The 25421-nt window shown below is 43.2% G+C and carries 21 protein-coding genes; 18 read left to right on the top strand and 3 right to left on the bottom strand.

Annotated features, from left to right (window positions below; all coding sequences use genetic code 11):
- Nucleotides 1-119 precede the first annotated feature (119 nt).
- The gene (locus WMO37_RS02430) at nucleotides 120-1022 is read left to right on the top strand and encodes a LysR family transcriptional regulator (protein WP_227089196.1); all 903 of its coding nucleotides are present in this window, start codon (nucleotides 120-122) and stop codon (nucleotides 1020-1022) included.
- Between the two features lie 230 nt (nucleotides 1023-1252).
- Nucleotides 1253-3529 (top strand): 5-methyltetrahydropteroyltriglutamate--homocysteine S-methyltransferase, encoded by a 2277-nt coding sequence (gene metE / locus WMO37_RS02435; RefSeq protein ID WP_349154240.1) that lies wholly within the window; start codon nucleotides 1253-1255, stop codon nucleotides 3527-3529.
- A gap of 87 nt (nucleotides 3530-3616) precedes the next feature.
- Here the strand turns inward: metE and WMO37_RS02440 are convergent, their stop codons facing one another.
- Together WMO37_RS02440 and WMO37_RS02445 are read right to left on the bottom strand one after the other, a co-directional pair.
- Nucleotides 3617-3856 (bottom strand): hypothetical protein, encoded by a 240-nt coding sequence (locus WMO37_RS02440; protein ID WP_227089198.1) that lies wholly within the window; start codon nucleotides 3854-3856, stop codon nucleotides 3617-3619.
- Between the two features lie 17 nt (nucleotides 3857-3873).
- Entirely contained in the window at nucleotides 3874-4566 is a 693-nt protein-coding gene (locus WMO37_RS02445) for a hypothetical protein (protein WP_227089199.1), read from the bottom strand.
- 59 nt (nucleotides 4567-4625) lie between these two features.
- On the opposite strand from WMO37_RS02445, the gene WMO37_RS02450 reads away from it, so the two are divergent.
- A complete protein-coding gene (locus tag WMO37_RS02450) occupies nucleotides 4626-4874 on the top strand; it encodes a hypothetical protein (RefSeq protein ID WP_022433482.1) in 249 nt (82 codons plus the stop codon).
- 84 nt (nucleotides 4875-4958) lie between these two features.
- Here WMO37_RS02450 and WMO37_RS02455 read toward each other — a convergent pair whose 3' ends face one another.
- On the bottom strand, nucleotides 4959-5204 hold the full coding sequence (locus WMO37_RS02455) for a hypothetical protein (protein WP_022433481.1): 246 nt from the start codon (nucleotides 5202-5204) through the stop codon (nucleotides 4959-4961).
- Nucleotides 5205-5354: 150 nt separating this feature from the next.
- On the opposite strand from WMO37_RS02455, the gene WMO37_RS02460 reads away from it, so the two are divergent.
- From WMO37_RS02460 to WMO37_RS02530, 15 genes are all read left to right on the top strand, one after another.
- Entirely contained in the window at nucleotides 5355-6917 is a 1563-nt protein-coding gene (locus WMO37_RS02460) for a putative polysaccharide biosynthesis protein (protein WP_022433480.1), read from the top strand.
- 34 nt (nucleotides 6918-6951) lie between these two features.
- Nucleotides 6952-7335 carry a GntR family transcriptional regulator gene (locus WMO37_RS02465; protein WP_022433479.1) on the top strand — a complete coding sequence of 128 codons (384 nt, stop codon included), beginning with the start codon at nucleotides 6952-6954 and terminating at the stop codon, nucleotides 7333-7335.
- A gap of 14 nt (nucleotides 7336-7349) precedes the next feature.
- Complete coding sequence (locus WMO37_RS02470) at nucleotides 7350-7880, top strand: UvrB/UvrC motif-containing protein (protein WP_022433478.1); 531 nt, start codon at nucleotides 7350-7352, stop codon at nucleotides 7878-7880.
- Nucleotides 7873-8904 carry a protein arginine kinase gene (locus WMO37_RS02475; RefSeq protein WP_022433477.1) on the top strand — a complete coding sequence of 344 codons (1032 nt, stop codon included), beginning with the start codon at nucleotides 7873-7875 and terminating at the stop codon, nucleotides 8902-8904. Before WMO37_RS02470 ends, WMO37_RS02475 begins: the two co-directional genes overlap by 8 nt.
- Before the next feature lie 16 nt (nucleotides 8905-8920).
- Nucleotides 8921-11377, top strand: coding sequence for an ATP-dependent Clp protease ATP-binding subunit (locus WMO37_RS02480; protein WP_349154241.1), 2457 nt, complete (start codon nucleotides 8921-8923; stop codon nucleotides 11375-11377).
- 93 nt (nucleotides 11378-11470) lie between these two features.
- Complete coding sequence (locus WMO37_RS02485) at nucleotides 11471-11884, top strand: hypothetical protein (RefSeq protein ID WP_022433475.1); 414 nt, start codon at nucleotides 11471-11473, stop codon at nucleotides 11882-11884.
- Nucleotides 11885-11985: 101 nt separating this feature from the next.
- Nucleotides 11986-13362 (top strand): DNA repair protein RadA, encoded by a 1377-nt coding sequence (gene radA, locus WMO37_RS02490; protein WP_349154242.1) that lies wholly within the window; start codon nucleotides 11986-11988, stop codon nucleotides 13360-13362.
- Between the two features lie 90 nt (nucleotides 13363-13452).
- Nucleotides 13453-14091, top strand: a complete 639-nt coding sequence (locus WMO37_RS02495; protein ID WP_022433473.1) for a methyl-accepting chemotaxis protein — start codon at nucleotides 13453-13455, stop codon at nucleotides 14089-14091.
- 192 nt (nucleotides 14092-14283) lie between these two features.
- The gene (locus WMO37_RS02500; RefSeq protein ID WP_022433471.1) at nucleotides 14284-14922 is read left to right on the top strand and encodes a bifunctional 4-hydroxy-2-oxoglutarate aldolase/2-dehydro-3-deoxy-phosphogluconate aldolase; all 639 of its coding nucleotides are present in this window, start codon (nucleotides 14284-14286) and stop codon (nucleotides 14920-14922) included.
- Between the two features lie 216 nt (nucleotides 14923-15138).
- A complete protein-coding gene (locus WMO37_RS02505) occupies nucleotides 15139-15765 on the top strand; it encodes a methylated-DNA--[protein]-cysteine S-methyltransferase (RefSeq protein WP_227089202.1) in 627 nt (208 codons plus the stop codon).
- Nucleotides 15766-15864: 99 nt separating this feature from the next.
- Nucleotides 15865-17367 (top strand): LCP family protein, encoded by a 1503-nt coding sequence (locus WMO37_RS02510; protein ID WP_227089203.1) that lies wholly within the window; start codon nucleotides 15865-15867, stop codon nucleotides 17365-17367.
- 24 nt (nucleotides 17368-17391) lie between these two features.
- Nucleotides 17392-19026 (top strand): ABC-F family ATP-binding cassette domain-containing protein, encoded by a 1635-nt coding sequence (locus tag WMO37_RS02515; RefSeq protein WP_022433468.1) that lies wholly within the window; start codon nucleotides 17392-17394, stop codon nucleotides 19024-19026.
- Between the two features lie 117 nt (nucleotides 19027-19143).
- Nucleotides 19144-21918, top strand: a complete 2775-nt coding sequence (locus WMO37_RS02520) for a DNA translocase FtsK 4TM domain-containing protein (protein ID WP_349154243.1) — start codon at nucleotides 19144-19146, stop codon at nucleotides 21916-21918.
- Nucleotides 21919-21951: 33 nt separating this feature from the next.
- A complete protein-coding gene (locus WMO37_RS02525) occupies nucleotides 21952-23631 on the top strand; it encodes a formate--tetrahydrofolate ligase (RefSeq protein WP_349154244.1) in 1680 nt (559 codons plus the stop codon).
- A gap of 287 nt (nucleotides 23632-23918) precedes the next feature.
- Entirely contained in the window at nucleotides 23919-25409 is a 1491-nt protein-coding gene (locus WMO37_RS02530; protein ID WP_227089205.1) for a UDP-N-acetylmuramoyl-L-alanyl-D-glutamate--2,6-diaminopimelate ligase, read from the top strand.
- Nucleotides 25410-25421 lie beyond the last annotated feature (12 nt).

A 25421-nucleotide genomic window follows, 5' to 3' on the forward strand; every position in this document is an offset into this window, starting at 1 on the left:
GATTGCTTTTTTTATTCCGCTCGATTATACTATGGAAATAAGGATAAGTAAAAACTATAATTGATATGATATAAATATCAAATTGATATGACAGAAATGAGTATGGGACGGGTAAAAAAATGACACTTCAACAGTTAAAATATGTAATTACAGTTGCAAATACAGGGACGATTACAGAAGCCGCGAACCGGCTGTTTATTTCCCAGCCGAGTCTGACGAATGCGATTCACGAGCTGGAAAAAGAAATGAATATCACGATATTTAACCGGACGAATAAGGGAATCAGCATATCCAAAGAGGGGGAGGATTTTCTGGGATATGCAAGACAGGTTTTGGAACAGGCGGCGATACTGGAGGATAAATACAAAGGCGGAAGCGGCGGAAAGAAACAGTTTTGTGTATCAACACAGCACTATTCGTTTGCGGTGAATGCATTTGTGGATTTGATTAAGGAATACGGACAGGACGAATATGATTTCAGTCTGCGGGAAACGCAGACCTATGAAATTATCGAAGATGTGGCAAGAATGAGAAGTGAGATAGGAATTTTGTTTCTGAATGATTTTAACGAAACGGTTCTGGGTAAGATTTTAAAGTCACACGAGCTGGAATTTCATCCGCTGTTTGTTGCAAGACCGCATGTTTTTATCAGCCGCAAGCACCCGCTGGCGGGAAATGCAGTGATTACCAATGAGGAGCTGGAGCAGTATCCGTATCTGTCCTTCGAGCAGGGAGAGCATAATTCGTTTTATTTTTCGGAAGAAATTTTTTCGGCGGTTGAGCGCAAGAAAAATATCCGTGTGCGTGACAGGGCAACGTTGTTTAATCTCTTAATCGGATTAAATGGTTATACAGTGTGCAGTGGTGTCATTGACAAAAAATTAAACGGCAAAGACATCATTGCTGTGCCGCTTGCCGATGAAAGCGAAATGCGGGTTGGCTACATCACGCATAAAAAGGGAATGATGAGCCGGCTGGCAGCGACCTATCTGGAAGCGTTGAAAAAATACGTGGAATCGTAAAGCTTCATATTTAAAGCCTGAAATCATGAGGTGCATAGGCACAAGTGGTTTCAGATTTTTTTGATATAGTTTAAAACTATGGACAAATAACATTTATAGGTATTATACAAATGATACCGACATTCTTATAATAAAATCCATAAATACGACATTTGTGGATAAAGTCCGTAAATGAAAGAAAAACGGCGGATAAAGCTGCCCGCAGGGATTTTAGAATAAGGAGAGAAAGAATGAAGACATCGGTTATCGGATTCCCAAGAGTGGGAACATTAAGAGAGTTAAAGTTTGCATCAGAAAAATATTTCAGAAAAGAAACCGGAGCAGAGGAGCTTTTAAAAGAAGCACGCAGACTGCGAAAAACACACTGGACGGTACAAAAAGAGGCAGGAATTGATTACATTCCATGTAATGGCTTTTCGTTTTATGATACAGTGCTGGATACAGCCGTTTTGTTAGGCATTGTGCCAAAGCGGTATCAGGAATTAAATTTATCCGCACTGGATACATACTTTGCAATGGCGCGCGGTTATCAGGGAGAATCCGGTGACGTAAAGGCACTGGCAATGAAAAAATGGTTTAATACAAACTATCATTATATTGTGCCGGAAGCAGAGGACGATACAAAGATTGCGCTTGTGGGAGAGAAGCTGTGGGAAGAATATGAGGAAGCAAAGGCACTCGGCATTGAAACAAAGCCGGTTCTTACAGGACCGTATACGCTGTTAAAGCTGTGCCGTTATACAGGCAGCAAAACAGCGGATGATTTTACAGATGCGGTGATTGCAGCATATCAGCAGGTGCTTGAAAAATGTGCGGCACACAGGATAATGTGGCTTCAGCTTGATGAACCGGCACTGGTGCGTGATTTATCAAAAGAAGATATTGCACTGTTTCATAAAATTTATGAAAATGTACTGCCTTGCAAAAAGACAGTCCGGATTCTGTTACAGACGTACTTCGGCGATGTGCGTGACATTTATAAGGATTTGACAGAACTGCCGTTTGACGGTATCGGACTCGATTTTATTGAAGGAAAAGAAACAGTTCATTTAATTGAAAAGTACGGATTCCCGAAGGACAAACTGCTTTTTGCCGGTCTTGTAAACGGTAAGAATATCTGGAGAAATCATTATGACCGGACATTAAATCAGTTACAGCAGCTTACAGGAAAGGGCATACAGACTGTATTATCAACATCGTGTTCATTATTGCACGTTCCATATACGGTAAAACATGAAACAAAACTTTCAGAAAAGTATCTGGACTATTTTGCATTTGCAGAAGAAAAGCTTTCAGAGTTAAGGGAATTAAGCGGATTTGCCGAAAATCCGTCTTATACGCAGGAGAGCGCATATAAAAAGAACAGCGCACTTTTTGTGGCAGACAGAGATTGTAAAAATGCGGCGGTGAAGAAGCGTCTGTCAGAGGTGACTGAGAAAGATTATGTCAGACTGCCAAAGCGCAGTGAACGCCAGCAGTTACAGAAAGAAACGTTTCATTTACCGCAGTTTCCGACAACAACGATTGGTTCATTTCCACAGACCAAAGATGTCAAGCAGAACCGTGCGGCATTTCGTAAGGGAGAAATCACCGAGCAGGAATATACTGCATTTAATAAGAAAAAAATTGCGGAATGTATAAAGAAGCAGGAAGAAATCGGACTGGATGTACTGGTACACGGTGAATATGAAAGAAATGATATGGTAGAATATTTCGGTGAAGCACTGGGCGGCTTTCTTTTCACGGAAAAAGCATGGGTTCAGTCTTACGGAACACGCTGTGTCAAGCCACCGGTCATCTGGGGTGACGTATACCGCGAAAAACCGATGACAGTGGCATGGTCAGTTTATGCACAGTCCTTGACGGATAAGGTGATGAAGGGAATGCTTACAGGCCCTGTTACGATTTTAAACTGGTCTTTCCCAAGAGAAGACATTTCCATTAAAGAATCCATTTCACAGATTGCACTGGCAATCCGCGATGAAGTGCTGGATTTAGAGGCAAACGGTATCCGCATGATTCAGATTGATGAAGCTGCATTAAGGGAAAAACTGCCGCTTCGCCGCTCGGACTGGGATACGGAGTATCTGGATTTTGCAATTCCGGCATTCCGACTGACACACAGCGGTGTCAGACCGGAAACACAGATTCACACCCATATGTGCTACAGTGAATTTACAGATATTATTCCGGCGATTGATGCCATGGATGCCGATGTAATCACATTTGAGGCGTCACGTTCGGATTTACAGATTCTTTCTGCCCTGCGTGAAAATCATTTTGAAACAGAGGTCGGACCGGGCGTTTACGATATTCATTCACCGCGTGTTCCTTCTGTAGAAGAAATCGTGCAGGTACTTGAAAAAATGCTGACACAGATTGAACCGGATAAGCTGTGGGTCAATCCGGACTGCGGCTTAAAGACGAGAGGAATTCCCGAAACGGAAGCAAGCCTTATCAATATGGTGCAGGCGGCAAAACAAATCCGGGTGGCACACAGTAAATAAAAGTGTGATACTGTCTTTCAAATAAAAAGTGAAACAAGCCGGGAGCAGAACCGGGAGAAAATCCCGGTCTGTTTCCGGCTTGTTGTATCAGCGCTGTTCCAGAAGCATTAAAAGCTGCGGCAGAAGCTGCTGTTCTTTTGGTGTTAAACCGTCTTTGACCTGGTTGATAATCAGGTAAATGTCATCTTTAGAAAATGAAATGCCGGACTGCTGTGCCTTGCGGCTTAATGCAAGAATCAGCGGCAGAATTTCATCATTGCTTTTTCCTTTTGAAAGCGTTTTAAATTCATTGATTAAAAGCTGCTTTTTAAAATCCAGTTCAGACATCGTTTATTTCCTTTCTTTTACAAATTAAAATCAGACAGCGTTTTCATGTAGGTATCGTATTGTTTCTGCTGCTCCGGGGTCAGAAGCATATTTAAAAGACCTGTGGGAGGGGCAGAGGATTTTGTGCCGGAAGTATGCTGGCTTTTTGGCATGCCGGTAGTGTCGGCAGAAACATTTGGCTCATTTTGTGCACCGTCTGCCGGAGTTTTTTTTGGCGGTGGGGCTTTGACGTCAGTTTTGCCGGGGGTATTGCCGTCTTTGGAATTTTTGGAATTTGCGGTATTATTTGTAGTATTGACAGTCTGATTCATCATATTCAGAATAATGGGATTGTTGAATAAATCGGCGCCGTCATCAAAGGACTGAAACAGATTCATCATTTCGGACACCTTTGAAAAGCTGCGGAACTGTTCAATCATTGCGGCATATTTTTCAGGACAGTAAGGCATTACCGTATTTAAAAAGTCGTCATTGGTAAAAATGTCATTGATGGAATTTATGTAGGCGTGGCTGCTCTGCCCCCGGATTGCAGGGTTTCCCGGAGAACGGTTATAAAAACGCAGTGTTTGTGAAAATTCATTCATGCGGATTATTAAAGAAAGGGGCTTTTGCAGCTGATAATCCAGAAAAGGAATCATTGCTTTAAACATTTGTGTGGATTCATCGACGGTACGCAGGTCAAATTCGGTGATAGGTAATTCTTTTGCCATGTTTCCTCCATTCTGCCGTCACTCAATATAGTAATAGTATATGCAATGGAGAAAAATGTATGAATATAATAATAGCAGATTTATATGTGGAGGAAAAAGATATGGACAGACCATGGAATTCATTGCAGAAAAATCCGGTACAGACAGCCAAAATGCAAAGAGGAAAAGCACAGCGCGGGCAGGTGCAGGAAAGTAAAATACAGACAGATAAAATAAAGAAAGAAAAACCACAGCGCATGATTGTAACGGATGAAACCAGTGTTTACGGCATTGATATGGCGTGTTTCCATGAAAAACAGGAAGAGTGACTGTTTTAGTAAAAAGAAAACCCTGCGGCTGATGCCGCAGGGAAAACTGTTTATAAACGTCAGTTCAGACAGTTTTTAACCGGATTAGCAGCCGCAGCCACATCCGCCGTTGTTAAATGAACCGTTGTTGCCGCATCCGCCGCAGAAGAACAGTAAGAGGATAATCCACAGGCAGCTGTTGTCGCCACAGCCGCAGCCACCGTTGTTGTTTAATCCGTTGCCACAGCTGCTGCAAAGAAGGAGCAGGATAATAATCCAATAGCATGAGCTGCCTCCAAATCCATTGCAATCTCCACATCCGCCACAGTTTGTTGCTGCTAAATCACTCATTTTGATTCCTCCAAAATTCATTTACAATACAATTTTATGTATAGAGGCTTGTTTGTGTTCCACAATATTTAAGGATTATTTCATTGCATTCTTTTTTTCTTTGTTATATTATCTAGTAATAATACGGAAGATTGAAGAAAGGTAGAAAAAATGTCTGAAAATAAAAGAAACTTTCTGGTGCATGGGGGGATTCTTGCCATGGCGGGTATTCTGGTAAGAATTATAGGAATGTTTTACCGGATACCACTGGTAAATATTATCGGAAGTGACGGAAACGGAATCTATGGTGCGGCGTATAATGTATACAATATTATGCTGGTACTGTCGGCATATGGGCTGCCAATGGCAGTGTCAAAGCTGGTTTCGGCAAAATTTGTTGCAAAGCAGTTTAAAAATGCGGCTTCTATTTTTAAGTGTGCGCTGATTTTTGCGACCTGTACAGGCGGTATCGCAGCTCTTTTATTATTCTTTGGAGCGGATTTTATCGAAAATGTATTTTATAAAGGGGTTCCGGGCATGGCAATTCCGCTTAGGATTCTTGCACCGACCATCTTTTTTGTGGCGATTTTAGGCGTTATGAGAGGTTTTTATCAGGGACAGGGAACGATGATTCCGACTGCGGTTTCACAGATTGCAGAACAGATTGTCAATGCGGCAGTCAGCCTTCTTGCGGGATATTTCCTCATTCAGGCATATCAGTCATCAGCCAATACGGCGGCTTACGGTGCGGCAGGGGCAACACTTGGTACAGCAATGGGTGCATTGACAGCATTAATCTTTTTAATTGTGCTGTATCTGATATACCGTCCGACCTTTGCACGCATGGTGGCAAAGGACAGAGTCAGTAAAAGACAGTATGACAGGGATATTTACAGAACCATTGCACTTACAATGATTCCGATTATTTTAGGACAGACGTTTTACCAGATTAGTGCGGTCATTGATGATATGATGTTTAGTAATATGATGATTGGCACCGATATTACAAAGAGCATTACGACTGATATGGGTAATTTTAATTCCAGTTACAGCTTATTAATCGGTATTCCGCAGGGTGTCGCTTCCGCGATGTCGGCTTCAATGTTACCGAGTATTGTGGCATCGTACACACAGGGCGAAATCGGTGCAGTGCGCAAAAAGATAAAAGAAACGTTAAAGACCAATATGTTTATTGCAATTCCGTCCTTTGTCGGATTGTTTGTACTGGGTAAGCCGATTATCCAGCTGCTGTTTGCACGATATGACAGCACGCAGGGCGGCATGATGTTAAAAATCGGTGCGATAGCCGTAGTATTTTATACACTGTCTACCGTAACCAGTTCGGCTTTGCAGGGCATTGACGAGATGAGTACGCCGGTAAAGCACTCCTGCATTTCACTGGTTGTGCATATTATTCTGGTATTTGTGCTGTTAAAGTTTTCAAGACTGGGAATTTATGCTATAGTAATAGGTAACGCAAGTTTTCCGATTATTATTTTCATATTAAATATAATTTCATTATATAGACATATCGGATACCGGATGGAATACCGTCAGACATTTATTGTTCCGGCTGTGTGTGCGCTGATTATGGGCGTGGCAGCAGGACTTGTTTATGACGGAATGATAAAATTAACAGCATCTAATATCCTTTCTTTAATGGCAGCATTTATCGCGGCGGGAATCTTTTATTTTGGACCGCTGTTTGTGGCAAAAAAGAAGAAGTGGTATTAAATAGGCATTAAAATGCCTGCGGAATGAGGAGTATATGTGGATAACGGTTGATTTTGACAGCAGCGAGGCAATTTATATGCAGCTGTGTAATCAGATTGTGGAGGCGATTGCCGTGTCAAAGCTGCAGGAGGGCGAGTCCCTGCCGTCCGTGCGTCAGATGGCAGAATATGCAGGGATTAATATGCATACAGTCAATAAGGCGTATGCACTGCTTCGTCAGGAAGGCTATATTACACTGGATAAAAGGCGGGGCGCAGTGGTCAATCTTGGACTGGATAAGAGAAAAGCAATCGAGTCCATGACAAAGGATTTGCGCCAGATTATTGCACGCGCAAAATGTAATGGCATGAGCGCGGAAGAAATTCATGGAATTGTAGACGGTGTCATATCAGAAATGGAAGACAGTGGCAGACTATAGAAATGGAGAAGCATATGTTGTGTGAGAACTGTAAAGAAAGAGAAGCAACCGTACATTTTACAGAGATTATGAATGGGAGAGTGCAGAAACACCATTTATGTAAAGAATGTGCGGCACAGATGGAAATGATGGGATATGCTTCCAATGAAGTTCCGTTTGTGAAATTGTTGACAGGTATGCTTGCGGCGGGACAGACGCAGGAACAGGGAGAAAATCCATTGCAGTATGTACGCTGTCCGAAATGCGGCATGACGTATGAAGAATTTACGAGGGTGGGAAAGTTTGGCTGTGCAGAGTGTATCGATGTATTCGGTCCGCTGATTGGCGACCATATGAAAAAGCTTCACGGCAGTGATACCCATACCGGCAAGACTTACACAAAAGAAAAAATGCAGCCTGAAACAAAACAGGAGCAGGAACAGCAGGATATAGAAGCTTTGAAGCTCCGGTTAAAAGAAGCCGTCATGCTGGAAAATTTTGAAGCGGCGGCAAAATACCGTGACGAAATTAAGGCATTACAGGCAAAGGAGGAGCATAATGCTTAGATGGTTTGAGCAGAACGGACCGGAGGGTGATGTGGTCATTTCCAGCCGGGTGCGCCTTGCAAGAAATTTAAAGGATTATAATTTTTCATTAAAACTGGATACACCGGATGCGCATAAAATGATTGGCGAGGCGGCACAAAAGCTGCGTGTTCTGCCGGAATTCAAAGATTTTCACGAGTATCATTTTGAGAATCTGGAAGAAGTCCAGCGCGAAGCAATGAAAGAACGTCATGTCATCAGTCCGTTTTTATTAAGTCAGAGCGTCGCAGGCGGATTTGTATCATCGAATGAAGATTTGTCCATTATGTTAAATGAGGAAGACCATATCCGCATACAGGCATACCGTGCAGGAATGGATATGGAGCGCGCCTATGAGGCGGCAGACCATATAGATGACTGTATCGGTGCGGTGCTTCCGTATGCGTATGATACGCAGTACGGATATCTGACAACCTGTCCGTCCAATGTCGGAACAGGCATGAGAGTGTCTTATATGTGTCACCTTCCGGCGCTTGCATGGAATAATAAAATACAGGGTATTGCGGCGGAAATTGGCAGATTCGGACTGGTCATGCATAGCGTTTATTCGGACGGCAATAAGTCTGCGGGGGATATTTATCAGATATCCAATCAGATTACGCTGGGTGTTACGGAAAAAGAACTGATTGAGAATATTACCAACATTGTGCAGCAGATTGTCACACAGGAGCGGATTTTAAGAAACCGTTTAAAAGAAAAACAAAAGATTTCCGTGCTGGACGGCATTTACCGTTCTTACGGCATTTTAAAATATGCAAGGAAGGTATCATTAAAAGACGGGCTGGTACTGCTTTCACAGTTACGGCTCGGTCTGGCGGAGGGGCTTGTAAAAACGCCGGATGAGAGAGATTATGCGATTTACCAGCTGATGATAGGAATTCAGCCGGGCAATCTTGAAATGCTTGCATCACAGGAACTTACAGAGGAAGAAACCGATGTGATGCGGGCGCAGTTTATCAGGGAAAATTTACCTTCAATTGAATAAAGTGAGGAGAAAAAATATGCAGAGCAGATTTACAAAAAAGGCGCAGGAAGCGCTTGACCATGCGGCAGAAACAGCAGCAATGCTGGGGCATGGCTATATCGGTTCGGAACATTTGTTAATCGGACTGATTCAGGCAGAAGACAGCCTGGCATCAACCGTGCTGTTAAATAACGATGTCACAGCGGAAAAAATTATCAACCTCGTCTATCAGCTGATTGCACCGGATAATCAGGTTGGCGTGAAAGAACCGTCAGGCTATACGCCGCGTGTACGCCGCATTTTGGAAAATTCAGCAAAGGAGGCAGCACGTTTTCATGCGGACAGTATCGGAACGGAGCATTTGTTAATTGCGATTATTAAAGAAACAGAGAGTGTTGCGGCAAGACTGTTAAATACACTCGGCATTGCGATAAAGAAGCTGTATGTGGATACGCTTGCGGCAATGGGCGAGGATGCCAATTACTACCGTGAAGATTTCCAGAATGGCAGACCGCGCGGAAAGAAACCCACACAGACCTTAGACCAGTATAGCAGGGATTTGACAGAACTTGCAAGAAACGGCAAATTAGACCCGGTTATCGGCAGAAGTGAAGAAATCCAGCGTGTGATTCAGATTTTAAGCAGACGTACCAAAAATAATCCGTGTCTGATTGGTGAGCCGGGTGTCGGTAAAACGGCGATTGCGGAAGGACTTGCGGCACGGATTGTCGAAGGCGATGTACCGGAAACAATTAAGGGGAAAAGACTTCTTACACTGGATTTATCGGGAATGGTTGCCGGTTCAAAATACCGCGGCGAGTTTGAAGAACGTATTAAGCGCGTGATCAATGAGGTCAAGGCAGACGGAAATGTCCTGCTGTTCTTAGATGAACTGCATACGATTATCGGTGCGGGCGGTGCGGAAGGTGCAATTGATGCTTCCAACATTTTAAAGCCGTCCCTTGCCAGAGGTGAAATCCAGTTAATCGGTGCGACAACACTGGAAGAATACCGCAAATATATTGAAAAAGATGCCGCACTGGAACGAAGATTCCAGCCGGTAAAGGTTGAAGAACCGACAGAGGAAGAAGCTGTTTTGATTTTACGCGGTTTGCGCCCGAAGTACGAAGAACATCATCATGTAACAATTACAGATGAAGCTGTTGAAGCGGCAGTCAAACTTTCCAAAAGGTATATCAATGACCGTTTCCTGCCGGATAAGGCGATTGATTTAATTGATGAAGCATCGTCTAAGGCACGTTTGAAGGTTTATGTCATGCCGGACGGCATTAAAAAAGCAGAAGAAGAAATCAAGGCATTAGAAGCGGAAAAAGAAGAAGCGATTAAGCGTGAAGCTTATGAAGAAGCCGGAGAGATTAAGAAAAAGCAGCTTCGTAAAAAAGAAAGAATTGAAAAGTTAAAAGAAAAATGGGAAACACAGCGTACGGGTTCTGAGATTGTTGTCGGAGAAGAAGAAATTGCCGATGTCGTTGCAATGTGGACAAAGATTCCGGTCACAAAGATTGCACAGGCAGAGTCGGAACGTTTAATGCAGCTTGAAGAAACACTGCACCACCGTGTTGTCGGACAGCAAGAAGCAGTGGCTTCTGTTGCAAAGGCAATCCGCAGGGGCAGAGTCGGTTTAAAAGACCCGAACCGTCCGATTGGTTCGTTCTTATTCTTAGGACCGACCGGTGTCGGAAAAACAGAACTTTCAAAGGCGCTTGCCGATGCGATGTTTGGCAGTGAAAATGCGTTAATCCGTGTTGATATGTCCGAATTTATGGAAAAGCATACCGTATCAAAGCTTATCGGTTCACCTCCGGGATATGTCGGCTATGACGAAGGCGGACAGTTAAGTGAAAAGGTACGCAGAAATCCGTATTCCGTTGTTTTATTTGACGAGGTGGAAAAGGCACATCCAGATGTATTTAATGTGCTGTTACAGGTATTAGATGACGGACATATTACAGATTCTACAGGCCGCGTTGTTGATTTTAAAAATACAGTTATTATTATGACATCCAATGCCGGTGCGGAAAATATCGTTACACCAAAGACACTCGGTTTCCTTTCCGTCAATGATGAAGCACACAGCCATGAAGACATGAAGGGTAAAGTTATGGACGAGGTAAAACGCATTTTTAAACCGGAGTTTATCAACCGTATTGATGAAATTATCGTCTTCCATACATTGGGAAAAGAGCAGATTGGTCAGATTGTAGATATTATGATGCAGACCGTCAACAAGAGGACACTCGAACAGATGAAGCTGTCCATTGAGCTAGATGAGGATGCAAAGAATTATCTTGTGGAAAAAGGATATGACTCCAAGTACGGGGCAAGACCGCTGCGCCGGGCTATCCAGAATGAGATTGAAGACCCGCTCGCAGAACAGATTTTACAGGGAAAAGCAGGACAGGGCAGCCGTGTAAAAGTAACGGTAAAAGACGGAAAGCTGCATTTTGGATTAAAACGTGGACTGAATAAGTAGAAAAATTGCCAAAACTACTAGCATAATTTGTCGGATTATTGTATAATGTAAACACCAAAAAGATTTACGGAACATATGATAGGAGGACAGAACATGCCAGTAGTAAAAGAACTGATTCGTTCAGAACAGGACGGAAGTTTAAGTTTTGGTAATTATCAGTTAGATACAAAGTCAAAGGTATCTGATTTTGAACATTGTGGAGATTCTTATAAGGTAAAGACTTATAATGAGATTACAAAGCTGGAGAAGAACGGCTCTTTTGTATATGAATCAGTGCCGGGAACAGCAGTGAATCATTTTAAAGCAACCGATGACAGTGTAAGCTTTAAAGTAGAGGGTACAGAAGATGCCCAGATTACACTGGAACTGGAAGAAGGTTCAGAATATGAGATTACCATTGATGGGGAATCTGCTGGAAAGATGGCTACGAACATGGGCGGAAAGCTTGTGTTGTCTGTAGAGTTTGAAGCCGGAAAAGAAGTTTCAGTCAATGTTGTAAAAGCATAATTTGAATAAAACTGTAGCGCATACGAATTTTAGGCTGCTGTACCAAGCGGGTAATGAAAGGCTTGGTGCGGCAGCTTTTTTAAAGAAGGTGAGAAGGGAAAATGGCAAAGGCAAGGGATACCGCATTTTTTTGTAAAGAATGCGGGTATGAATCAGCAAAGTGGTTCGGACAGTGTCCGGCATGCCGTGAGTGGAATACGGCATCGGAAGAACCGGTAGCAAAGACAAAGACGGCAAAAGGCAAAGGTGCGCCGGTGCATATTGTATCAGACGGGAAAAATGAGCCGTCAAAGCTTGCGGATATTAATACCAAGGAAACAGACTGGATGTCAACCGGTATTAAAGAGCTGGATAGAGTACTGGGCGGCGGCATTGTAGCCGGTTCACTGGTGCTTGTAGGCGGTGACCCCGGTATCGGAAAGTCGACACTGCTGTTACAGATGTGTAAAAATCTTTCCCACATGGATAAAAATGTATTGTACATTTCAGGTGAGGAATCTTTAAAACAGATAAAAATGCGTGCGGAGCGTACCGGCACGTTTACGGATAAGCTGCTGCTTTTATGTGAAACCAATCTGGACATCATAGAAGAAACGATGAAAAAGACGATGCCGGATGTGGTAATTATTGACTCCATTCAGACAATGTACCGTGAGAACGTCGGTTCTGCGCCGGGCAGTGTCAGTCAGGTGAGGGAATCCACGGCAGTTCTTATGCAGCTTGCAAAGGGACTTGGCATTTCCATTTTTATTGTCGGTCATGTAACAAAGGAAGGTGTTGTTGCAGGTCCGCGCATGCTTGAACACATGGTGGATACCGTGCTGTATTTTGAAGGCGATAAAAATGCCTCTTACCGCCTGCTGCGCGGTGTGAAAAACCGCTTTGGCTCGACCAATGAAATCGGCGTGTTTGAAATGCAGGAGCAGGGACTTGTGGAAGTGGAGAATCCTTCGGAATATATGCTGAGCGGAAAGCCGGAAAATGCGTCCGGTTCGGTGGTAGTATGCCTGATGGAAGGTACGCGTCCGATGCTGGTGGAGGTACAGGCACTGGTCTGTGATTCTAATTTCGGACTGCCACGAAGAACGGCGGCCGGAACGGATTATAACCGTGTCAACCTTTTAATGGCGGTGCTGGAAAAGCGCGCCGGAGTGCATTTATCGGGAAGCGATGCCTATGTCAATGTTGCGGGAGGTATTAAGGTCAATGAACCGGCACTGGATTTAGGCATTGTAATGGCACTGGTGAGCAGCTTTAAGAACAGAAGCGTAGATGATAAAACCATTATTTTCGGGGAAGTCGGACTGGCAGGAGAGGTGCGTGCGGTCAGCCAGCCGCAGCTGCGTGTAAACGAGGCAGTCAAACTGGGCTTTGAAACGTGTATACTTCCACAAGTATGCTTGAAAAGTATCAGAAAAACTGATAAAATAAATATTATTGGTGTTCGTAATGTAAGTGAAGCGATGAAACTGATATAAAATAGTAACACGGAGCAGGAAAAAACAAACCGGCAGCAGCAGTGGCAGAAACCGTACTGCCGTGCCGGATAAAAAGGAGAAGTGGGAAATATGGAAAATACAGCATTGGTAAATAATTTGACAAATATTTTAAACGGTCTGGATGATTCACAGGAGAAGCTGGAAAAAGATGCGTTTGATGTGATTAATTCATCGGATACCTCTTTGAATCTGGTGCGTGAAAGTATCGGCAGTGTGGAAGAAATCTTAAAGATGATTGATACGCTGAATGCAGTTGTGGAAGAATCATCCGAAAAGATTCAGAAGCTTGAGAAGCTGTCTGCGGATATTGAGCAGTTTGCATCGGTCATTGCTTCCATTGCCAACAGAACGAATATCTTATCCCTCAATGCTTCTATTGAAGCTGCAAGAGCGGGGGAACACGGCAGAGGATTTGCGGTAGTTGCAAGCGAAGTGCGTAATCTTGCATCTCAGTCCGCAAAGTCTTCTAAGGAAATTACAGATACGATTAATCAGGTACAGCACTCTGTAAAAGAAACCGTTTCTTCCATGCATGAAGTATATGACAATGCTTCCGCACAGAAGGGCAAGGCAGACAGTGTCGGCAATCTGTTAAAGCAGGTTGTAGATGCCGCATATGCTGCCAACGAAGTCGCAAGAAACATTGAAAACGAAATTGCTTATCAGAGAGAAATCACGGATGAAGCAAAGAATGCGCTGAAGGCGTAAAAAGAGTTAAATAAATAATAAAAAAGTGCTGATTGGGGTGTGAAAATATGCATGAAAACGTATTAATTAAAGCACAATCGCAAAAAATGAAAATTTAGACTTCCAATTTTCTAAAAAATGTATATAATAGTGATAAGAGGAAAGAGGCTGTCCACAAAAATCAGCCCACATAAGAAAGGAGCTTGTATTATTATGAGTACAATGGCAGACAAATTTGAAGAACTTGGAGTAATTCCTGTAGTCGTATTAAATGATGTAAAGGATGCACTTCCACTTGCAAAGGCATTATATGAAGGAGGACTTCCATGTGCAGAAGTAACATTCCGTACAGCAGCAGCAGAGGAATCTATCCGTGTTATGCATGAAGCTTATCCTGATATGGTACTTGCAGCCGGTACAGTTCTTACAACAGAACAGGTTGACCGTGCAGTTGCAGCAGGTGCTTCTTTAATCGTAAGCCCAGGATTCGACCCTGAAATCGTTGATTACTGTATTTCTAAGAACATCGAAGTTGTTCCGGGTATCGTTACACCTTCAGAACTGGCTCAGGCAGTTAAGCGTGGTCTTACAAGAGTGAAGTTCTTCCCTGCAGAAGCAGCTGGCGGCTTAAAGATGATCAAGGCTATGTGTGCAGCTTACACAAATGTAAGAATCATGCCTACAGGCGGAATCAACGCAAAGAACATCTCAGAATATCTTGAATGTGACAAGATCTTCTGCTGCGGCGGAAGCTGGATGGTTAAGGGCGATATGATTAAGGCTGGCGAATTTGACAAGATTAAGGATATGACAGCAGAAGCTGTTTCTCTTGTTAAGAAGATTCGTGGCTAATCAGCAGTCTTGAAAACAGATAATACATGACTATAATCCCTTCAAAGGAACGGCTTTTGGCAGTTTTTTTGAAGGGATTTTTAAATGGCGGCGGGATACGGACAACAGCAGGAAGCACACCGCTGTATCGTAAAGTTTTTTTGAACCTGCTGGTAAAGGTAAGGGTATGGGTTTAAAACCAGATAAAACCGAATAAAGTCAGATAAAGGGGAAATTATGAAGACACGGAAAGAAGTATTGGAATATGGGCTGTCGTTTCCGGATACGTATCAGGAAGCACCGTTTCATGATACGAATTGGCAGCTGGTCCGGGTAAAGGGCAGTAAAAAAGCATTTTTGTGGACATATGAGCGGAACGGCTTTATCAATTTAAATGTCAAGGCAGACCCGGAATGGCGGGATTTCTGGCGGCAGACATATACGGCGGTGATTCCGGGGTGGCATCAGAATAAGGAACACTGGAATACCGTGATTTTAGACGGAAGCATACCGGATAAGGACGTACGGCGCATGATTGCCGAAAGCTATGATCTGGTGACTGCCAGCCCGACAAAGCGCATTTATGAAGCCGTCCAAAAGATACCGAAAGGGACGGTTGCAACCTACGGACAGATTGCGGAACTGGCGGGAGATAAGAAAATGGCACGTGCGGTCGGAAATGCACTGCATAAAAATCCCGATCCGGAAAAAATTCCGTGTTACCGTGTAGTCAATGCAAAGGGAGAACTATCCGGGGCATTTGCATTCGGCGGCGCAGATGAACAGGCAAAGCGGCTGGAAGCAGACGGCATTGAAGTGATAAACGGCAGAGTGGACCTTGGAAAGTATCGCTGGAAAAATTAGGATTATTATTGATTTTTAAAATAGTATCATGTATAATATACTCTATGTTTTTTTGTCTTTTGAAAAACAAAAATCAATAAAAATCGAAGGAGTAAAACGATGGCAGATACAGAAGTAAAACAGGAAGCCGCATGGTTAAAGTGGACAGGCATTATTGTATCGGTAATACAGATTATATTAGCGGTATCGTTTGTGGGAATGGTGTTCTGGATTAACATTTTTCCTGTAAAGATTGAAGTGATTATTATTGTAGTGCTGATTCTTTTATCAGCGTTGGCATTATATTTACAGTTTTTAAAATACGGCTGGGTAAAATGGACCGCAAGAGTCATAGCACTGTTGCTGGCAGTAATACTGGCAATCGGTGATTTATACATTTATCAGGCAAAAGAGGCAATGAATTATGTCAGCAACAACGAGCAGACAGAAGTTATTTCCGTTTATGTATTAAAAGATGATGAAGCAAAGACGATTGCAGATGCAAAGGATTACATTTTTGGATACCATGAAATCTTAGACAGAGAAAATACAGATAAATATGTACAGAGTATTAACACTTCTTTGAATAAGACGATTACATCAAAGACCTATAATGATCTGCCAAAGATGGTCGAGGCACTGTACAATAAGCAGATTGGGGCAATGATTTTAAATGAGTCTTATGTAAAGACACTGGAAGAAGAATTCCCTGATTTCGAGGAAAAGACAAAAGTTATTGCAAATGAGTATTACAGAACAACACTGGATAAGCCGGTGATTACAAAGAATACACTGACAGATACATTTACCATTTATCTTTCAGGAAATGATGAATGTGGTGAATTAAATCAGTCCGGACGAAGCGATGTGAATATTCTGATTGTTGTCAATCCGAAGACAAAGCAGATTTTACTGATTAATACACCGAGAGATTACTATGTCAATGTCAATTCCTTAAAGTCGGGAATCGGCAAGGATAAGCTGACACATGCCGGAAACTTTGGCGTGGAAGCATCCATGAAGACATTGAGCACCTTATATGATAACTGGGATATTGATTTTTATGTCCGTCTGAATTTTACAAGTGTGGAAGAAATTGTAGACGCACTGGGCGGTATTACGGTAAATTCAGAAATTGAATTTTATACAAGCCCGGATACCAGTGACGAGAAATTCCATTTTGTAGAAGGTCCGAATAAGTTAAACGGTAAGGCAGCACTGGCATTCTGTCGTGAAAGACAGTCTGTGGCAGCAGGTGATAACCAGCGTGGACAGGATCAGATGCTTGTAATTGAAGCACTGATTGACAAAGTAACATCACCTTCTATTTTATATAATTACAGCAATGTTCTTGAAACAGTCCGCAACCTGTTCCAGACGAGCTTAGACGATGATGATATCGCAAGTATGGTAAAACTGACAATGGAAGGCGCAAATGGCTGGAATGTACAGTCTTATGCAGCAGAAGGAACTAGCTCACATGGTTCGTCATATTTCTTTGGTTACAGCTCAATGTGGGTTATGGAACCGGATATGTCTACGGTTAAGACTGCGGTTGAACTGATGAATAAGATTAAAGACGGTGAAGTCTTTGATATGGATGAATATTTAGAGTCAAAATAAAAGATTTTTTGGAGGATTTATTACATGATTAGTGCAAATAACGTAACACTTCGTATTGGTAAGAAGGCGCTGTTTGAAGATGTAAATATCAAGTTTACGGAAGGAAACTGCTATGGCTTAATCGGTGCAAACGGTGCCGGAAAGTCTACATTTTTAAAGATTCTGACAGGTCAGATTGAGCCAAGCAAGGGTGATGTAAGCATCACACCGGGGCAAAGACTTTCATTCTTAGAGCAGGATCACTTCAAGTATGATGAGTATACTGCTCTGGATACGGTTATCATGGGTAATGAAAGACTCTATGAAATCATGAAAGAAAAAGAAGCAATTTATGCCAAGGAAGATTTTACGGAAGAAGACGGGAATAAGGCAAGTGAACTCGAAGCGGAATTTGCCGATATGAACGGCTGGGAAGCGGAATCCGATGCGGCACAGCTGTTAAACGGACTGGGTATTACAACAGATTTACACTATAAGCAGATGGCAGAATTAAACGGTAGTGAAAAGGTGAAAGTCCTGCTTGCAAAGGCATTATTTGGCAACCCGGATATCCTGCTGCTTGATGAACCGACAAACCATTTGGATCTGGATGCGATTGCATGGCTGGAAGAATTCTTAATTAACTTTGAAAATACAGTCATTGTTGTATCCCATGACCGTTATTTCTTAAATAAAGTATGTACACACATTGCGGATATTGACTATGCGAAGATTCAGTTGTATGCCGGAAACTACGACTTCTGGTATGAATCCAGCCAGCTCTTAATCAAGCAGATGAAGGAAGCCAACAAGAAAAAGGAAGAAAAAATCAAAGAATTACAGGACTTTATCCAGCGCTTCTCTGCAAATGCTTCTAAGTCAAAGCAGGCAACCTCAAGAAAGAGAGCATTGGAAAAAATTGAACTGGATGAAATCAGACCGTCCAGCAGAAAGTATCCGTATATTGATTTCAGACCATCCAGGGAAATCGGAAATGAAGTGCTTCAGGTTGAAAATCTTTCAAAGACGATTGACGGTGTAAAGGTACTGGACAACATTTCATTTATCGTAAACCACGATGATAAGATTGCATTTGTCGGTTCAAACGAACTGGCAACAACGACACTGTTTAGAATTTTAACCGGTGAACTTGAACCGGACGAGGGTTCATTTAAGTGGGGGATTACAACGAACACCGCTTATTTCCCGAAGGACAGCGCGGCAGAATTTAACCGTGAAGATACGATTGTTGAGTGGCTGACACAGTATTCACCGGATCCGGATCCGACTTATGTCAGAGGATTCTTAGGCAGAATGTTATTCGCAGGCGATGACGGTGTTAAGAAGGTAAAGGTACTTTCCGGTGGTGAAAAGGTGCGTTGTCTGATTTCTAAGATGATGATTACAGGTGCAAATGTACTTATTTTTGATGACCCGACAAACCACTTGGATATGGAATCTATTACGGCATTAAATAACGGACTGATTAAGTTCTCAGGCGTAGCACTGTTTACTTCACATGACCATCAGTTTATTCAGACAACGGCAAACCGTATTATGGAAATTGTTCCGAGCGGTCAGCTGATTGATAAGATAACAACGTATGACGAATATCTTGAAAATGACGAAATGGCAAGAAAACGTCAGGGATATGCGGAAGCAGCAGAAGATGACAATTAGAAATATACAATAAGAATAGCCCCGGCAGGAATTTTACAACATTTCTGCCGGGGGTTTCTTGTCTAAAAGAGGGATAGATGATATAATATTCTAATATGCGAAATGGAGGAGTTTTAAATGGCATCAGGTGGACGCAGTAGTACAGCTAAGTCTTCAAAAAACAAGGCAAAGACAACGGCTGTAAAGAAAAATACTTCCCCTGCCGGAAAGAGAAAGCGGACAACCAAAGCAAAACAGCAAGCAGCAAACCAGCTGCGGGATGAAGTGCTGGTGTTGCTATCGTTTGCGGTGGCTGTTATCCTGCTTTTGAGTAATTTTAATCTGGCAGGCAGCGTGGGCGTGCAGATCAAATGGTTTATGTTTGGACTGTTTGGTGTAATGGAATACATTTTCCCGATTGTCGTGGCGGCTTCGCTGATTTTTTTGATTTCAAACAGAGAATATATTGCAGTTGCAAGAGTAAAAACAGCAGCTGTTTACATACTGATGGTTCTGCTTTCGGCAATGGCATTGCGGATTGGCAACCGGCCGGATATTGCGGAAAGCACATTAATGGAAATATTTCACTACAGTGCGGTGCATAATACCGGCGGTGGTTTCTTTGGTGGCATGTTATGCAAGCTGTTAAAGCCGCTCGGTATGTTTGGCAGTATGGTGGTACTGCTGTTACTTATTATCATCTGTCTGATTGTGATTACAGAAAAATCATTTATCAGCGGTGTGATGAAAATGCAGAAAAGCGGAAGCAGAATGGTGCATGCCGCAAAGCAGGATTACGATTTGTACCGGGAACATTCGGCAGACAGGCAGAGAAGAAAGCCGGATGAGGAACTGTCGGAGGAAGAATATCTTGCCAGACGGCGGGAAGAAAAGTTAAAAAAGATACAGGAAAAAGAAGAAAAAGCACAGGCGCGCATGAATAAAAAGGCGCGCGGCATTACAAGTGCAACAACACTGCCGAAAGAAACGGCGGTAGAACCGGATAATCCGATTGATATTCATGAAATTGTTGTGGATACACAGCGGGAAGATGAATACAGTGGAGATATTTACAGTCCGGTCCAGCAGCAGGAACAGGCATATGATTATGAGCTGGAGAGCATTTTAACCGAAGAACCGGAAGAAGAAATGATTAATCCGGTGGAAACGGAAAGCATGCCGGATGAAACAATTCATGGTCTGTCTGAGCGTCTGGAGCAGATGACAGGACAATATCAGGAGCCGGAAATGTATCCTGACACATATGCAGAGAATGGCAGTGAACCGTCTGCCTACGAGGCATATGAACAGGCACTGCCGGAGGAAACGGTTGAGCAGGATATGGAGCAGGACGGCTATGAAGCGGAAAATGCAGAATATCCGGAGCCAGAGGTTATGGGAGATGCAGAAGAAACAGCCGGGGTATCAGGACAGCCGCACACGAAAGTCCAACGGTATCAGTTTCCACCACTGTCCTTATTAAATCAGGCTTCGTCAAAGCAGGGCGGCTCACAGGATAGGGAAAACAAGGCAACGGCGCTGCGCCTGCAGCAGACCTTACAGAATTTTGGGGTCAAGGTAACGATTACAGACATCAGCTGCGGTCCGGCGGTTACACGTTACGAATTACAGCCGGAACAGGGTGTGAAGGTCAGTAAGATTGTATCGCTTTCCGATGATATTAAGTTAAATCTTGCGGCGGCGGATATCCGTATTGAAGCACCGATACCGGGAAAAGCTGCGATTGGTATTGAAGTTCCGAACAAAGTCGCCGGCAGTGTTTCTATCCGGGAACTGTTAGAATCGGAAGCCTTTGAAAAGAGTGCTTCGCCGATTACATTTGCAGTCGGAAAGGATATTGCGGGAAAGACGATTGTAGCGGATATTGCGAAAATGCCGCATTTGCTGATTGCGGGTGCGACAGGCTCCGGTAAATCGGTGTGCATTAATACGATTATCATGAGTATTATATACAAAGCAGACCCGGAAGACGTCAAGATGATTATGATTGACCCGAAGATGGTTGAGTTAAGGGTATATGACGGCATCCCGCATCTGATGATACCGGTAGTCATTGACCCGAAGAAAGCTTCGGGTGCATTAAACTGGGCAGTCAATGAAATGACGGACCGCTATAAAAAGTTTGCGCAGATGGGTGTGCGTAACCTAAAGGGATACAATGACGAGATTGCGAAAATGGAAGTACCGGAAGGTGAAGAACCGCCACAGAAAATGCCACAGCTTGTCATTATTATCGACGAGCTTGCGGATTTGATGATGGTAGCGCCGGGCGAGGTAGAAGATGCAATCTGCCGTCTGGCACAGCTTGCCAGAGCGGCGGGAATCCATTTAGTAATTGCAACGCAAAGACCATCCGTCAACGTCATTACGGGACTGATTAAGGCAAATGTGCCGTCACGAATCGCATTTGCGGTATCATCGGGTGTCGATTCACGAACCATTATTGATATGAACGGTGCGGAAAAGCTTTTAGGAAAGGGCGATATGCTCTTTTTCCCGTCCGGTTATCCAAAGCCGGTGCGTGTACAGGGCGCGTTTGTATCGGATGATGAAGTATCAAGAGTTGTAGACTTTTTAAAGGAAAATTCACAGGAAGTTGTCTATGATGAGGCGGTGAGTGAAAGCATTACATCGACCCAGTCACAGAATGCACATAATACAGCAAGTGAGAAGGATTCTTATTTTGCAGAAGCGGGACGGTTTATCATCGAAAAAGAAAAAGGCTCGATTGGCATGTTACAGCGTTATTATAAAATTGGCTTTAACCGCGCGGCACGAATTATGGATCAGCTTGCAGATGCAGGTGTTGTAGGACCGGAGGTTGGTACAAAACCGAGAAAAGTCCTGATGACACCGGAAGAATTTGAAACATATTTAAAACAAAATACATAAATGCTATAAATTTATAGCAGGCAGGAGGAAAAAATGGCAGTAAAAACAGATATTGAAATCGCACAGGAAGCAAAAATGCTTGACATCAGAAAGGTAGCTGCAAAGGCAGGCATTACCAATGAAGACGACCTGGAGCTTTACGGAAAGTATAAAGCAAAGATTTCCGATGAAGCAGCAAAAGCACTTGAAAAAAATGAAGACGGCAAGTTGATTCTTGTTACGGCAATCAACCCGACACCGGCAGGCGAAGGAAAGACAACAATCAGTATCGGACTGACAGAAGCCCTCTGTCATATGGGTAAAAATGCAGTGGCAGCTTTAAGAGAGCCATCCTTAGGACCGTGCTTTGGTATCAAAGGCGGTGCGGCAGGCGGCGGATATGCCCAGGTTGTGCCGATGGAAGATTTAAATCTGCATTTTACGGGAGATTTCCACGCAATTACATCTGCAAACAATCTGCTTGCGGCAATGTTAGACAATCATATTCATCAGGGCAATGCACTCCGCATTGATACAAAGCGTGTTGTTTGGAAACGCTGTGTGGATATGAATGACAGAGAGTTGAGAAATATTATTATCGGTATGGGCGGCAAGGCAGACGGCATTATGAGAGAAGATCATTTTATTATTACGGTGGCTTCTGAAATCATGGGTGTTTTATGTCTTGCAAACGATATGAAGGATTTAAAGGCACGTCTCGGAAAAATGATTGTGGCGTACAACGTAGACGGAGACCCGGTTACGGCAGATGATATCCAGGCAACCGGCTCAATGGCAGTTTTATTAAAGGATGCATTAAAGCCGAATATGGTACAGACGTTGGAAAATACACCGGTACTTGTACACGGCGGTCCGTTTGCCAATATTGCACACGGCTGTAATTCTGTACGTGCAACAAAGCTGGCATTAAAGATTGCGGATTATGCAGTTACGGAAGCCGGATTCGGTGCAGATTTAGGCGCTGAAAAATTCTTTGACATAAAGTGCAGATTATCCGGCCTAAAACCGGCTGCGGCTGTCATTGTAGCGACCGTGCGTGCATTAAAGTATAACGGCGGTGTGCCAAAGGACGAACTCGGACAGGAAAATATGGAAGCCTTAAAGAAAGGTATTGCAAACCTTGATAAGCACATTGAAAATATTAAGAAGTATGGTGTGCCGGTTGTTGTAACCTTAAATGCATTTATTACCGATACACAGGAAGAATATGAGTTTATTAAAAAACACTGTGAAGAACAGGGCTGTGAATTTGCACTGGCAAAGGTGTGGGAAAAAGGCGGCGAAGGCGGCGTAGAACTGGCTGAAAAGGTATTAAAGGCTGTGGAAAAACCGTCTGAATTTAAACCGCTTTATAAAGATGAAGCTTCTCTGGAAGAAAAGATTGAAACCGTGGCAAAAGAAATCTACGGCGCAGACGGCATAACGTATTCCGATGCCGCGAAGAAAGAATTAAAGCACATTGAAGAAATGGGCTTTGGAAATCTTCCGGTCTGCATGGCAAAGACACAGTATTCACTTTCAGATAATCCGAAACTGCTCGGTCGTCCGGAAAATTTCACGATTAATGTCCGTGAAGTTTATATCAATGCAGGCGCAGGCTTTGTGGTTGTCCTGACAGGCAAGGTACTCACCATGCCGGGACTTCCAAAGAAACCGGCGGCGTACGGTATTGATTTTGATGAAGAAAATAATAAAATTGTGGGATTATTTTAGAGGGAAATGCGAAAATCCTTAAATCAAAGATTTTCGCATAGCACTTTGTGCCGCAGGCGTCACAAAGTGTATTATCGCAGAGCCAAATCTAACATTTGGCTCGCGATTCCTCCGGCATTAAAATGCCTGCGGAATTGGAGTAGTGTGAACAAGCCATAAATGAAAGCTTGTTCACACAGCTATTTGTTTCTGAGCAAAAACAAATAGCTATGATGGCAGATGAGAAATCGCCTGTGCGAATTTCTCATCGCCTCTTCGCAACAAGTTGCTCAGAAACGAGGATTAGTATGAATTTATCAAAGTTGCTGGAGAAGCTTTCTTATACACTGGTTTCGGGGAGTGTGGAAACGCAGGTGGAAAGTCTGACTTCAGATTCCAGAAAAGTCAGGGAAAATACGGCATTTGTCTGCATCGTGGGTGCGGTCAGTGACGGACACACATATATTCAGGCGGCAGTAGAACAGAAGGCTTCCGTGATTGTGGTACAGCAGGGCTGTAAGGAAGAATATCTGGCGCAGATTCCAGATACGGTAACGGTGGTTTCGGTTGAAAATACAAGATATGCACTGGCATTCATGTCAGCCGCATATTTTGACAATCCGGCAGAAAAGCTGTTTACAATCGGCATTACGGGGACAAAGGGAAAGACAACGACAACCTATATGATCCGCAACGTGCTGGAAGCCTGCGGTATTAAAACCGGTTTAATCGGTACAATCGAAACGATTATCGGTGATGAAAGCTGGGCATCCTGCAATACAACACCGGAGTCTTATCAGATTCATGAATCGTTTGCCAAAATGGTAAAGGCAGGCTGTAAGGCAGTTGTCATGGAGGTTTCCTCACAGGGCTTAAAGCTTGACAGAACCGCCGGTATTTTATTTGACATCGGTGTATTTACCAATCTTGAACCGGATCATATCGGACCGAATGAACACGCTTCTTTTGAAGAATATCTGGCATGCAAGGCAAAGCTTTTCAGCCAGTGTAAAACAGGCATTGTCAATGCAGACGACAAGCATACGGCAGAAGTCATTAAAAATGCGACCTGTGAAATCGAAACTTACGGTTTATCGGAAAAAGCACAGCTTAGAGCCTGCGACATCTGCTTAAAGCATGAAAGAGGAACGGTGGGACTTACATACCGTTGTACCGGTGCGCTGGACATGGACGTGGCACTCAATCTTCCGGGAAAGTTCTCGGTTTATAATTCACTGTGTGCGATTGCGGTTACAAGACATTTTCAGGTGCCGCAGGAAACGTTAAAAAAGACACTGGCAGAAGTCAAAGTCAAGGGCAGGATCGAGCTGGTAAAGGTATCTGATGAATTTTCACTGATGATTGATTACGCCCATAATGCCATGTCTTTAAAAAGTATACTTGAAACATTAAAAGAATACAACCCACACCGTCTGGTGTGCGTATTCGGCTGTGGAGGCAACCGCTCTAAGGAAAGACGTTTTGAAATGGGTGAGGTTTCGGGAAAACTGGCTGATTTTACGATTATTACATCGGATAATCCGAGATTTGAAGACCCGGAAGCCATTATTGAAGATATTAAAACCGGCATTTCAAAGACAGACGGAAAATATATCAGCATTACAGACAGAAAAGAAGCAATCCGCTATGCGATTGAACACGGCGAACCGGGCGATATTATTGTCCTTGCCGGAAAAGGCCACGAAGACTATCAGGAAATCAAGGGTGTGAAGCATCCGATGGATGAAAGAGTGCTGATTGCCGAAGTTTTAAAAGAACTGGCGGAAAAAAATGTTTAAAATGCCGGGATT

The sequence above is a fragment of the Lachnospira intestinalis genome, from assembly GCF_040095895.1.
Classification (GTDB): domain Bacteria; phylum Bacillota; class Clostridia; order Lachnospirales; family Lachnospiraceae; genus Lachnospira; species Lachnospira intestinalis.